This window comes from Clostridium sp. C105KSO13, assembly GCF_001517425.1.
Lineage (GTDB): Bacteria > Bacillota > Clostridia > Lachnospirales > Lachnospiraceae > Muricomes.
Window position 1 is genome coordinate 119,285 of sequence record NZ_FBWL01000169.1, and the last position, 13,216, is coordinate 132,500.

Genomic DNA, 13,216 nt, shown 5'->3' on the forward strand with positions numbered 1-13,216 from the left:
CCGCAATGGGAATGACAATGACACAAAAGATTCTGGCAGCACATGCAGGACTTGATTCTGTGGCTGCCGGACAGCTGATAGAGGCAAAGTTGGACATAGTAATGGCAAATGACATTACCGGACCTATGGCTCTGCCGATTTTCAGGGAGATGGCAGAAAAAGTTTATGATAAAAACAAAGTAGTCCTGGTTCCGGATCACTTTACTCCGAATAAAGACATCAAGTCTGCAGAAAATTCCAAATCTATCCGTGAGTTTGCAAAAGAGCAGGGATTGAAATGGTATTTTGAACAGGGTAAATCAGGTGTAGAACATGCGATTCTGCCTGAGGCAGGGGTTGTAGCTGCCGGGGAGTGTATCATAGGTGCAGACTCTCATACCTGTACTTATGGTGCTCTGGGTGCTTTTTCTACAGGTGTGGGAACTACGGATATTGCCACAGGTATGGCAACAGGGGAATTATGGTTTAAGGTTCCCAGGGCGTTGAAATTTGTATTGACCGGGAAACCTGGAAAGTATGTAAGCGGTAAAGATATTATCATTCATATTATCGGCCGGATCGGTGTGGACGGTGCTTTGTACAAGTCTATGGAATTTACGGGCAGCGGAATCAGGGAACTTTCCATGGATGACCGCTTTACGATGGCAAACATGGCAATTGAAGCCGGTGCAAAAAATGGTATATTTCCTGTGAATGAGCAGGCTGAATCTTATATGAAGGAGCACTCTGAAAAGGCGTACAAAATATATGAGGCAGACAAGGATGCCGTTTATGATGAAGTAATAGAGATTGATTTGTCCGAGGTGCGCCCGACTGTTGCATTTCCACACTTGCCTGGTAATGCAAAGACCATTGATGAAATTGAGGATATGGAGCCGATTTGGATCGATCAGGTGGTGATTGGTTCCTGCACAAACGGCAGAATGGAAGATCTGCGGAAAGCCGCGGCAATATTAAAAGGACGGCAGGTCCATCCGGATGTGCGTGTCATGGTAATTCCGGCAACCCAGAAAATTTATAAGGAATGTATTACAGAGGGAATTTTGGATATCTTTGTGGACGCAGGCTGTGCGGTAAACACCCCAAGCTGCGGACCCTGTATGGGCGGACATATGGGTGTTATGGCAGCCGGGGAGAAGTGTGTGTCTACGACCAACCGAAACTTTGTAGGAAGAATGGGACATGTAGATTCTCTGATTTATCTGGCTTCCCCGGAGGTGGCGGCAGCGAGTGCAATCGCCGGATATATTGCGAATCCGGAGAAAGTAGGTGAAATATAATGAAGGCTTTGGGACATGTTTTTAAATATGGCGACAATGTAGATACAGACGTCATTATACCTGCAAGATATCTGAATTCTTTTGATGCCAGGGAACTTGCCAGTCATGCGATGGTGGATATTGATCCGGAATTTGTAAAAAAGGTACAGCCGGGAGATATCATTGTGGCAAATAAAAATTTTGGCTGTGGATCTTCCCGTGAACATGCACCTCTTTGTCTGAAGACTGCAGGTGTGAGCTGTGTCATTGCAGAGACTTTTGCCAGAATTTTCTACCGCAATGCAATCAATATAGGGCTTCCGATTATTGAGTGCCCAGAGGCAGCAAGGGGAATTGAAGCAGGTGATGAAGTTGAAGTTGACTTTGACAGCGGCAAGATTTATAACCGGACAAAAGGGACTCAGTTTCAGGGACAGCCCTTTCCGGAGTTCATGCAGAAATTAATTGCAGCAGGCGGACTGGTGAACTATACAAACAGTAAGAGAAAAAGTAAGCTGCTATATAAAAATACAAGGAATGAAGAAAAAGCTGTGACAGCTTCAGAAGCCATATTGAGAGGTATGGCTGATGATGGAGGGTTGTTTGTTCCCGAAAAGATACCCAAGCTGGATGTTACGATGGAAGAGCTGAAAGCTATGAGCTATCAGGAAACTGCCTATGTAGTCATGAAGCAATTTCTGACAGATTTTACGGAGGCTGAGTTAAAGCACTGTATTGACTGTGCCTATGACGAAAAGTTTGATACGGAAGTAATTGCTCCCCTTGTCAAAGTGGGAAATACCTATTACCTTGAGTTGTTCCATGGTGCCACTATAGCATTTAAGGATATGGCGCTGTCCATACTGCCTCATTTACTAACCACTGCTGCAAAAAAGAATAATGTGACAAAAGATATTGTAATTTTGACAGCTACATCAGGAGATACAGGCAAAGCAGCGCTTGCCGGTTTTGCAGATGTTTTGGGCACCCGGATTATTGTATTTTACCCAAAAGATGGGGTGAGCAGGGTACAAAAACTGCAAATGATAACACAAAAAGGAGAAAATGCTTCTGTTGTAGCCATTCATGGCAACTTTGATAACGCCCAGAGCGGTGTAAAAGCACTGTTTGAGGATAAAGAACTGAAGAATGAGCTGGACAGGGCGGGTTATCAATTTTCTTCGGCAAACTCTATCAATATAGGACGTCTGGTGCCCCAGGTTGTATATTATGTTTATGCCTATGCAAAGCTTCTGCAAAACGGAGAAATTAAGAACGGGGAACAGATTAATGTGACAGTTCCCACGGGGAATTTTGGAAATATTCTGGCGGCCTATTATGCGAAACAAATGGGAGTGCCGATAGACAAGCTTATCTGTGCGTCAAATGAAAATAGAGTTCTGTTTGACTTTTTCCGTACGGGAAAATATGATAGGAACCGAGAATTTGTTTTGACTTCCTCTCCATCTATGGATATTCTCATCTCCAGCAACCTTGAACGTCTGATTTATACCATAGCAGGACAAGATGCAAGGGAGAATACAAAATTGATGAGGCAGTTGAAAGAAGAGGGGCATTACGAGATTTCTTCTGACATGAAAGAAAAGTTGAAGGATTTTGTAGGTGGTTATGCTACCGAAGAGGAGACAAAGGCAGAAATCCGGGAGACATACTGCTCTACAGGCTATGTAATGGATCCCCATACGGCTGTGGCTGCCCATGTATGCAAAAGCTGCAGAGAGAAGAACAATGATAATAAAAAAGTACTTGTTGTATCTACAGCAAGTCCCTATAAGTTTGCAAAAAGTGTAATGACAGCGATAGATGAGACTTATACTACAATGGAGGAGTCTGCACTGTTCGATGAGCTTGAGAAAACATCCGGGATTAAGATACCTGAGGCAATTGAGAAAATTCAGAATGCGAAAATTCTTCATACCAGAGAGTGCGATGCAGACAAGATGAAAGAAACTGTAAAAGAGATTTTAGGAATTGAGGTATAATGATGGAGGATATGTTTGGAGCAATCAGTATATTGATATTGGGAGCCGGCGTTTATATTATTTATGCCTATATAAAGATGAAACAAACGGGTCATATTAACGAGGTTCTTCTTCTTGGAAAAGGCTTTACTGAACAGATGTGCAAAGACAAAAAGGCATTCAATCAGAAAGCTATTCCGGCAGTTTTAATTTTGGGAATTGTTACAATTTTTTATGGAGCTGTTGACGCAGTTCACTATTTTCTGGCACCAATCACAGTTCTAGACCTGATAGCAATGGCAGCTTTTGTTGTTGTCCTTGTCTGGTACATGGTGTATACAACAAAACTTAAGAAGCAATACTTTTAGCTGCAGTTCAGCCATAAGCAAATAGAATCGGGTTTATGGCTGAACTGTGTTTTTTTTGTGTAATAGAAAAATATGCTCCCTGTTACATAAAAACCAATAGTGAATTATTTAACGATTGAATTGCATAATTGTACTGAAAAAAATACAAAATATTGGGGAATTGACCAATAAATTAGTCTCAAATGCAAGATACATGCAATGAACTTTCATTTTTACGTTTCTAATAGAAAAAAAATAGTGAAAATATAATATAAATGAATTATATGTGCACTACGCTTTCAGAAAAACTATTGACTTTCCTGGTCGGGTATGCGATAATAGAACAAATTTCGATTTAAGGAGGAAATTAACTATATGTCAACAAAAGCGTTCTATCCAATTAGTGAAATTGGAAAAGGAAAACCAGGATTTTCAAAAACAAGATCCATCATTGAAGCAGCATTTTACGGAAATAATGTAGTTTCGGTAAACACATTAAAAGAGGCATACAAATTAGCAAAAAATTCTCCGGGAACAATCGTAACAGATATGCCGGTATATAGGGGCGAGGAATTTGGCCTGGATGCAGATGCTAAAGTTCTTTTGTTTAATGATGGTGCAATTACAGGACGTTATGCAGCGGCACGCCGTATCGCAGGAGAGCCGGGCGTGGACTGTGATAAACTGGACAAAGTAGTAATGGATGCAGTTTACACTGCACGCTATAAAAAATTGTACCATGCCACTGTCTTTGCAGGTCTTGATCCGGAGTTTATGGTAAAGGTTCATCTTCTGATTCCCGAAGGCGAAGAAAATATCATGTATTCCTGGATGCTGAACTTCCAGTATATGTCAGATGAATATGTAAAAATGTACAAAGAATCTGTTGCTGTGGGCAATGGAACAGAGCCGGATATTTATATTTTCTCAGATCCTCAGTGGGCACCGGTAGATCGTCCGGGAGTTGACTACAGCTGTTTAAGCGACCCACAGACATTGTGTTATTTCAATACAGACACAAACTGTGCATGCATCCTCGGTATGAGATATTTCGGAGAGCACAAGAAAGGCACATTGACTATGGTGTGGGCACTTGCAAACCGCAACGGATATGCTTCCTGCCATGGCGGACAGAAAGAATACCTGCTGGATGATGGAAGTAAATATGTTGCATCTGTATACGGCCTCTCCGGATCGGGAAAGTCTACTATTACACATGCAAAGCACAACGGAAAATATGAAATCAAGGTTCTCCATGACGATGCTTTCATAATCAATACAGAGACATGCTCATCTATCGCTATTGAGCCTACCTATTTTGACAAGACACAGGATTACCCCACAGGCTGTGCGGACAATAAATTCCTTCTGACAGCACAGAACTGCTCTGCAACAATGGATGAAGACGGGAAGATTCAGCTGGTAACGGAGGACATCAGAAACGGCAACGGACGTGCTATCAAGTCCAAGTTATGGGCGCCAAATCGTGTAGATAAGATCGATGCTCCTGTAAACGCAATTTTCTGGATTATGAAAGATCCTACGATTCCTCCGGTAGTAAAATTAAATGGTGCCTCACTTGCCTCCGTAATGGGAGCAACTCTGGCTACAAAGAGATCCACAGCAGAGAGACTTGCACCCGGCGTAGATCCGAATAAACTGGTAGTTGTGCCGTATGCGAATCCTTTCAGAACTTATCCACTGGCAGACGATTATAGTAAGTTCAAAAAACTGGTTGAGGAGAAGAATGTAGACTGCTACATCATCAACACAGGAGATTTCATGGGCAAGAAAGTACAGCCTAAGGATACACTTGGAATTCTGGAAAAAATCGTAGAGAAAAAGGCTGAATTCCATCAATGGGGTCCTTTCTCTGACATTGACATCATGGACTGGGAAGGATTTGTTCCGGATATGGAAGATGCAGATTATGTATCTCAGCTGAAGGATCGCATGAATGACCGTGTAAATGAGATCAAAGCATTCGAGACTAAAAAAGAAGGATATGATAAACTTCCGGATGATGCACTGGCTGCTATTCAAAAAGTTGTAAATGAATTGAATTAAAATCAGGCAAATAATGGAGCGCGGAAAATTCGCACGATTCAATTGTTGCAAATTTTCTAAGCTCCATTTTTTTACCAGTTGTAAAATCTATGTAATTGGGTTATAATAATTTTAGAGAAAAACCTGGAATGTTCGACCCCCCTGTTATTTTGAACCTACAGCACTTTAAACGGGATTCCTACATTTCTGTAATATGTCAAGCCTCCAGTTTGCAGGGGAAGACAGAAAAGCAGATGCGGTTGCCCACCTAGCATTAGCTAGGAGTCAAAATACAGGACCGGCATTTCGGGGATTCTACAAAAGATAAGGGCATCTGCCAGTGTGCAGATGCCTTTTCTAAACTTCAAAATATAAACAGACATGACATGCTTGAATAGCTGCACTTTTTATGATATGATTCTAATCTAATAATTCCGCCGGGAGAGATAAATGAAAGATAAAATCAAAAGCATTGCAGAGAAAATTTATAAGTTACCAGGTATTGTGGGATCGCACCATACCGGTGCTTATGCGGCACAGGCGGCATATTTTTTTGTGTTGTCTCTGATTCCTATTCTTCTTTTGCTTTTGACAATGGTACAGTTTACTCCAGTTACAAAAATGGATGTAATGAATGCAGTTATGCAGGTATTCCCTAAGACTGTGGAAGGAACAATCATCTCCATTGTAAATGAAGTTTACGCACAATCGGGTGGTGTTATTCCTATTACACTTATCGTGGCTTTGTGGTCGGCCGGGAAAGGCGTACTTTCTGTAAACTCAGGTCTCAACAGCATTTACGAAAATATAGAGACAAGAAATTACCTTTATCTGAGACTTCGTGCTACTTTATATACGGTACTATTTATTATAGCAATTGTACTTTCCCTGGCAATTTCAGTTTTCGGAAATAGTATTAGCGTACTTGTTTACAGGCATCTGCCTTTCCTTACAACGGTGATGGACATGATTATTAAAAGCAGAACGCTTATAACTATGGTTGTATTAACCTTATTCTGGGATCTTGTGTATAAATTTTTGCCGAATAGAACCAACCTTTCAAAGACAACTATGAGGCAGCAGCTTCCGGGAGCTATGTTCACTGCCTGTGGATGGCTGCTGATATCTTTTGTTTTTTCTATATATCTGGATGTTTTTACAGGATTTTCCAGTATGTATGGAAGCCTTACGACAATTATACTCATTATGCTGTGGCTCTATGGCTGTATGTACGTTATCCTGCTTGGCGGGGAGCTGAATGCACTGTTGGAAGGATATGGAGGAAGAAGATAAATAAGGCAAACTCCTTGACATTCCAAAATCTTATGTTACAATAGAACAGTAAATTCTATCATTTTTAGAATATTAATAGTATAAAAAGCGATGACCGTGTACAGTAGAGTACCATTTCCTATCAGAGAGAGAAAATCACTGGCTGCAAGTTTTCTTTAGTTCAAATGGCAATTGAAATTCCCACGATAGCTGCAGGCTTGAAGTAAAAGTAGAGACTGCCGTATGTTGTACGTTACACATAACTTAAGAGCCTGTGATACAGCTGCAGGAATTAGGGTGGTACCGCGAATGTTGAACTTCGTCCCTTTGTTGGGATGAAGTTTTTTTATGTGCCGGAAACTTTCATTCTCCGGCATACGTCTGCTATTATAGCAGACGTAACCTGAAAAAATCTGGAAGGAGCAGAATGATGAAGGAAAAATTAGAACAGATTAAAGCTGAAGCTATTGCACAGATTCAGGCATCGGATGTACCCGAGAAATTAAATGATGTGCGTGTAAAGTTTCTTGGCAAAAAAGGAGAACTTACTGCAGTTCTTAAAGGAATGAAGGATGTTGCCCCTGAGGACAGGCCGAAGGTGGGCCAGCTGGTAAATGAAACAAGAGCATCTATCGAGGCCGTTCTGGAAGAATCCAGAACAAAAATGGAGAAAATTCTCAGAGAAGAAAAGTTAAAAAAAGAACTTATTGATGTAACACTGCCGTCTAAAAAGAATAAGGCAGGACACAGGCATCCAAACACAATAGCTCTGGAAGAGGTAGAACGCATTTTCGTGGGGATGGGCTATGAGGTTATAGAAGGACCAGAAGTAGAATACGACTTATATAATTTTGAAAAGCTTAATATTCCTGCAGACCATCCTGCTAAGGACGAGCAGGATACCTTCTATATAAACAAGGACGTAGTACTGCGTACTCAGACATCCCCGGTGCAGGCCCGTGTGATGGAACAGGGGAAGCTTCCCATCCGTATGATTGCTCCTGGGAGGGTGTTCCGCTCTGATGAGGTGGACGCAACACATTCTCCATCCTTTCATCAGATTGAAGGTCTGGTAATAGACAAAAATATTTCCTTTGCCGATCTGAAAGGTACCCTTGAGGTATTTGCAAAGGAATTGTTCGGACCAGAGACGAAGACAAAATTCAGACCTCATCATTTCCCGTTTACAGAACCAAGTGCAGAGGTAGATGTAAGCTGCTTTAAATGCGGCGGCAAGGGGTGTAGATTCTGTAAAGGTTCTGGTTGGATCGAAATACTTGGCTGCGGCATGGTACATCCCCATGTTCTGGAGATGTGCGGCATAGATTCCGAGGAATATTCAGGCTTTGCCTTCGGTGTAGGCCTCGAGCGTATTGCTCTTTTAAAATATGAAATTGATGATATGAGACTTTTGTATGAAAACGACATTCGTTTTCTGAAACAGTTTTAATAAAAGGAGGAACGATAAGTGAATACTTCATTATCATGGATTAAAGCATATGTTCCAGCGTTGGACGTGACGGCGCAGGAATATACAGATGCAATGACGTTATCCGGAACGAAAGTAGAGGGATATAAGGAGCTGGATGCAGATCTGGATAAAATCATTATCGGGCAGATAGATAAAATTGAAAGTCATCCGGATGCGGATAGACTGATTATATGTCAGGTGAATGTAGGGACAGAGTCTGTGCAGATTGTCACAGGGGCCAATAATGTACATGAAGGGGACAAGATTCCTGTCGTACTGATCGGCGGCCGCGTTGCAGGCGGACACGACGGTTCTAAAACCGCCGGCGGCATAAAAATCAAGAAAGGAAAGCTGCGTGGGGTGGAGAGCCTGGGTATGATGTGTTCCATTGAAGAGCTGGGCTCAACAAAAGATATGTATCCGGAATCTCCTGATGAAGGAATATATATTTTCCCGGAAGATGCCCAGGTTGGTGTGAGTGCAATAGAAGCTTTGGGTTTAAATGATGTGGTATTTGAGTACGAGATTACATCTAACCGGGTGGACTGTTACAGTGTGATTGGCATTGCCAGAGAAGCGGCGGCAACTTTCCACAAAGAATTTTTACCGCCCGTAGTTGCGGAAACGGGCAATGATGAAGATGTCAACGACTATGTAAAGGTTTCAGTTGAAAATACAGACCTTTGCCCACGTTACTGTGCAAGGGTAGTAAAAAATATTAAAATTGCACCTTCGCCTAAGTGGATGCAAAGAAGGCTCTCCTCCGTAGGAATCCGTCCCATCAATAACCTGGTGGACATTACTAATTATGTAATGGAAGAATATGGGCAGCCCATGCATGCATATGATCTGGACACCATAGCAGGGCATCAGATTATTGTGAAGAATGCAAAGGACGGGGATAAGTTTACTACACTTGACGGGCAGGAAAGAACTGTAGATAAAGACGTGCTTATGATTTGTGACGGTGAAAAAGCCATCGGCATTGCCGGAATCATGGGTGGAGAAAATTCCATGATTACAGATGATGTAAAGACGATGCTTTTCGAGGCAGCCTGTTTTGACGGCGTTAATATCCGTAAATCCAGTAAAAGAGTTGGCTTGCGAACAGATGCATCAGGAAAGTTTGAAAAGGGCCTGGACCCGAATAATGCGCAGGCAGCTATAGACAGAGCATGCCAGCTCATCGAGGAACTGGGAGCAGGAGAGGTTGTAGGCGGCACCGTTGATGTGTATGGCAAGGTGAAAGAACCTGTCAGAGTTCCATTTGATGCCGAGAAAATTAATGCTTTGCTTGGGACCAACATACCGAAAGAGGAAATGCTGGGCTATTTCAAAAAAATAGGGCTGGACTACGACGCCGGTACAAAAGAAGTGATAGCGCCTACATTCCGTCAGGATTTATATCGTGTGGCCGATCTGGCAGAGGAAGTGGCAAGATTTTACGGATACGATAATATACCCACCACCCTCCCAAAGGGGGAGGCAACTGCCGGAAAAGTTTCCTTCAAACTGCGGATTGAAAGTGTTGCAGAGGACATTGCAGAATTCTGCGGTTTCAGCCAGGGCATGACCTATTCCTTTGAAAGTCCAAAGGTGTTTGACAAACTCTTAATCCCCGCAGATTCGCCCCTGAGAAATGTTGTGGAAATTATGAATCCGCTGGGAGAAGATTACAGTATTATGAGGACAACCTCTGTGAATGGTATGCTGACGTCTCTTGCAACTAATTATAACCGCCGGAATAAGGATGTGCGCCTCTATGAACTGGCGAATATTTATCTCCCCAAACAGGTTCCGATTACTGAGCTTCCTGATGAGCGCATGCAGTTTACACTGGGAATGTATGGTACGGGAGACTTTTTCAGCATGAAAGGTGTAGTGGAAGAGTTCTTCGAGAAAATCGGAATGAAAGAAAAAGAATCTTATGATCCGAATGCAGGCATACCGTATCTGCACCCCGGACGCCAGGCAAATATTATCTATCAGGGAAAAGTCGTGGGTTATCTTGGTGAAGTCCACCCGGAAGTGACAGAGAATTACGGAATTGGCGAGAGAACTTATATTGCGGTAATTGATATGCCAGAGATTCAGGAATACGCAACCTTTGATCGAAAATACACAGGGATTGCAAAGTACCCGGCAGTTAACCGGGATATTAGTATGGTGGTGCCAGGTGATATTCTTGCAGGCCAGATTGAAGAAGTGATTGAGAAGAAGGGCGGTGCTTATCTGGAAAGCTATAAGTTGTTTGATTTGTATGAAGGCAGCCAGATCAAGCGGGGATATAAATCCATTGCTTATTCCATTGTGTTCAGGGCAAAAGACAAAACTTTGGCGGAGGCCGATGTAACGGCAGCTATGAATAGAATCCTAAAAGCTCTGGAAGAGATGGGTATAGAGCTGAGACAGTAGATAATTTAGATTTAGAAAGGCGGAGTTTACATTGAAAACAAGTGATTTTTACTATGATCTGCCCCAGGAGCTAATCGCTCAGGATCCATTGGAAGACAGGGCAGGATCCCGCCTTCTTGTACTGGATAAGAAGACAGGTGAAATAGCACATCATATGTTCCGTGATATTGCAGGATATCTTGAACCTGGAGACTGCCTTGTCATTAATGATACGAAAGTTATTCCGGCCAGGCTGATCGGAGCTAAAGAGGACACCGGGGCAAAGATAGAAGTTTTGCTTTTGAAGAGAAAAGTAAATAATGTGTGGGAGACTTTGGTGAAGCCGGGGAAAAAAGCAAGGCCGGGCACCAGAATCAGTTTCGGAGACGGACTTCTGGTAGGAGAAGTGATGGATGTGGTGGAGGAAGGGAACCGCCTCATTCATTTCGAGTATGAAGGAATTTTTGAAGAAATTCTGGATCAGCTGGGACAGATGCCCTTGCCGCCTTACATCACACACCAGCTGAAGGATAAGGACAGGTACAATACGGTATATGCCACCCACGAAGGTTCAGCGGCAGCACCCACGGCAGGACTTCATTTTACCCCTGAATTACTGCAGGAAATTCAGGATAAGGGAATAGATATTGCACGGGTGACTCTCCATGTAGGACTCGGTACATTCCGGCCTGTTAAGGTGGAAGATGTGAAAGAACATCACATGCACTCTGAGTTTTACATTATCGATGAGGAGGCGGCAGAAAAAATAAACCGTGCCAAAGAAAACGGGAAACGTGTCATCTGCGTAGGAACCACAAGCTGCAGGACAATAGAAGCTGCGGCAGATGAAAAAGGACATCTTAGGGCCTGCAGCGGATGGACGGAGATTTTCATATATCCGGGATATCATTTTAAGATATTGGACGGTCTGATTACAAATTTCCATCTGCCGGAATCCACATTGATCATGCTCGTCTCCGCACTGGCAGGTAGGGAACATGTGCTGGCGGCGTATGAAGAGGCAGTGGAAGAGAGATACAGATTTTTCAGTTTTGGAGATGCCATGTTTATATCATAAAAAGAAAAACACTCTCATATGTTGTTACATAGGGGGTGTTTTTGTGATATATGTAGTAAAAATGGGTGATACATTATATTCGATATCTGAACAGACTCAGATTCCCGTCTGGAAAATTGCTTTTGATAATCAGCTAAGCGGACAGCCAAATCTTGTGGTCGGTCAGGCACTTCTCCTGCTTGATGTGGATGAGTCCGGAAGTATAAGAGATAATCTGTATGTTACGGGATACGCTTATCCCTTTATTGAATCTGCTGTTTTAGACCAGACTTTTTTGGCTCTCAATGAGCTGCTTGTGTTTTCTTATGGATTTACATTCACAGGAGAGCTTGTCCCCCCGTACCAGGACGAATTATGGATGATTGAAGCTGCATGGGAGAATGGAATCAATCCAATGCTTGTACTGACCCCCTTTGCGAATGGCACATTTAATAATCAGCTTGTGAAAGTGCTTGTTGAAAATATAGAAATTCAACAGACTCTGATTGCAAACCTGCTGGCAGCGGTGCAGGAAAAAGGCTATGCAGGGGTGGATATTGACTTTGAATACATTCTGCCGGAAAATCGTGTGGGCTATGCAGAGTTTGTGGGCAGCGTGAGAGAAACCATGAATGCAAACGGATATAAAGTATCTGTGGCTCTGGCTCCTAAGACATCTGCAGGACAGGAGGGACTGCTCTATGAAGGGATGGATTATGCACTGTTGGGGGCTAATGCAGACAACGTATTTCTTATGACGTATGAATGGGGGTACACATACAGTGAGCCCATGGCAGTGGCCCCAATCAACATGGTGCGGCAAGTGGTAGAGTATGCCCTGACAGAAATCCCGGCTGAAAAAATAATTATGGGGGTGCCCAATTACGGATATGACTGGCCCCTGCCCTATGAGAAAGGAATTACAAGGGCAAGGCTCATAGGAAATGTAGAAGCTGTGCAGATTGCAGCGGAAAACGGGGCAGAGATAGAATTTGAGGACATATCTCAGACTCCCCACTTTACGTATACAAGAGACAGAATTTCTCATGAGGTATGGTTTGAAGATGTGCGCAGCATAGAGGCAAAAATCAATCTTGCGAAGGAGCATAACCTCTGGGGCGTGGGATATTGGAATTTAATGCGTCCGTTTAGAGCAAACTGGATGCTTTTGGAGAAAACAAATTAATTATAAACAGTTGGGAGAAGTATTTTCCAAAACTCCTAACTGCATTTGCCATCGGAAAAACGATGATTTATCCGATGATGATGAAAATTGACTTCCAATCCATAAAGAATGTAGGAAAGCACCCTCTGGGGATTCTCATATCCAGCGAAAGCAGCTATCATTCTGGCGCATCCTATGTATGTTTTGCTGATTACAGTTCTAT

General features: G+C 42.7%; 9 protein-coding genes, 1 other RNA gene, 1 pseudogene and 1 other annotated feature. All 11 genes and pseudogenes read left to right on the top strand.

Going from position 1 to position 13,216, the window contains the following annotated elements; all coding sequences use genetic code 11:
* The first annotated feature begins 5 nt into the window (after nt 1-5).
* The 11 genes and pseudogenes from leuC to BN3456_RS11710 all read left to right on the top strand — a co-directional run bounded on the left by leuC (nt 6) and on the right by BN3456_RS11710 (nt 13,014).
* Nucleotides 6-1,280: a 3-isopropylmalate dehydratase large subunit gene (gene leuC, locus BN3456_RS11665; protein WP_089984306.1), complete on the top strand. Its 1,275-nt coding sequence runs from the start codon at nt 6-8 to the stop codon at nt 1,278-1,280.
* Nucleotides 1,280-1,744 (top strand): annotated as a pseudogene (locus BN3456_RS16350) (3-isopropylmalate dehydratase small subunit); the annotation flags it as partial. The gene leuC and the pseudogene BN3456_RS16350, both read left to right, overlap by 1 nt.
* Complete coding sequence (gene thrC / locus BN3456_RS16080) at nt 1,742-3,262, top strand: threonine synthase (RefSeq protein ID WP_278280302.1); 1,521 nt, start codon at nt 1,742-1,744, stop codon at nt 3,260-3,262. The pseudogene BN3456_RS16350 and the gene thrC, both read left to right, overlap by 3 nt.
* A complete protein-coding gene (locus BN3456_RS11675; protein ID WP_176699180.1) occupies nt 3,262-3,609 on the top strand; it encodes a hypothetical protein in 348 nt (115 codons plus the stop codon). Before thrC ends, BN3456_RS11675 begins: the two co-directional genes overlap by 1 nt.
* 354 nt (nt 3,610-3,963) lie before the next feature.
* On the top strand, nt 3,964-5,655 hold the full coding sequence (locus tag BN3456_RS11680) for a phosphoenolpyruvate carboxykinase (ATP) (protein ID WP_089984308.1): 1,692 nt from the start codon (nt 3,964-3,966) through the stop codon (nt 5,653-5,655).
* A gap of 117 nt (nt 5,656-5,772) precedes the next feature.
* A non-coding RNA gene (ssrS, locus tag BN3456_RS11685) (6S RNA) lies at nt 5,773-5,951 on the top strand.
* A 133-nt stretch (nt 5,952-6,084) separates the two neighbouring features.
* Nucleotides 6,085-6,927, top strand: a complete 843-nt coding sequence (locus tag BN3456_RS11690; protein ID WP_089984309.1) for a YihY/virulence factor BrkB family protein — start codon at nt 6,085-6,087, stop codon at nt 6,925-6,927.
* Between the two features lie 81 nt (nt 6,928-7,008).
* Nucleotides 7,009-7,236, top strand: a binding site (T-box leader).
* A 100-nt stretch (nt 7,237-7,336) separates the two neighbouring features.
* Entirely contained in the window at nt 7,337-8,356 is a 1,020-nt protein-coding gene (pheS, locus tag BN3456_RS11695; protein ID WP_089984310.1) for a phenylalanine--tRNA ligase subunit alpha, read from the top strand.
* 18 nt (nt 8,357-8,374) lie between these two features.
* Nucleotides 8,375-10,792 carry a phenylalanine--tRNA ligase subunit beta gene (gene pheT, locus BN3456_RS11700; RefSeq protein ID WP_089984311.1) on the top strand — a complete coding sequence of 806 codons (2,418 nt, stop codon included), beginning with the start codon at nt 8,375-8,377 and terminating at the stop codon, nt 10,790-10,792.
* Between the two features lie 31 nt (nt 10,793-10,823).
* Nucleotides 10,824-11,849, top strand: a complete 1,026-nt coding sequence (gene queA / locus BN3456_RS11705) for a tRNA preQ1(34) S-adenosylmethionine ribosyltransferase-isomerase QueA (protein WP_089984312.1) — start codon at nt 10,824-10,826, stop codon at nt 11,847-11,849.
* A gap of 43 nt (nt 11,850-11,892) precedes the next feature.
* Nucleotides 11,893-13,014: a glycosyl hydrolase family 18 protein gene (locus BN3456_RS11710; RefSeq protein ID WP_089984313.1), complete on the top strand. Its 1,122-nt coding sequence runs from the start codon at nt 11,893-11,895 to the stop codon at nt 13,012-13,014.
* Nucleotides 13,015-13,216: the final 202 nt, after the last annotated feature.

Bases quoted from the DNA above. Each gene is read 5' to 3' on its own strand.
- pheS (WP_089984310.1), top strand. From the start codon at position 7,337: ATGAAGGAAAAATTAGAACAGATTAAAGCTGAAGCTATTGCACAGATT.
- BN3456_RS11675 (WP_176699180.1), top strand. From the start codon at position 3,262: ATGATGGAGGATATGTTTGGAGCAATCAGTATATTGATATTGGGAGCC.
- BN3456_RS11680 (WP_089984308.1), top strand. From the start codon at position 3,964: ATGTCAACAAAAGCGTTCTATCCAATTAGTGAAATTGGAAAAGGAAAA.
- leuC (WP_089984306.1), top strand. From the start codon at position 6: ATGGGAATGACAATGACACAAAAGATTCTGGCAGCACATGCAGGACTT.
- BN3456_RS11690 (WP_089984309.1), top strand. From the start codon at position 6,085: ATGAAAGATAAAATCAAAAGCATTGCAGAGAAAATTTATAAGTTACCA.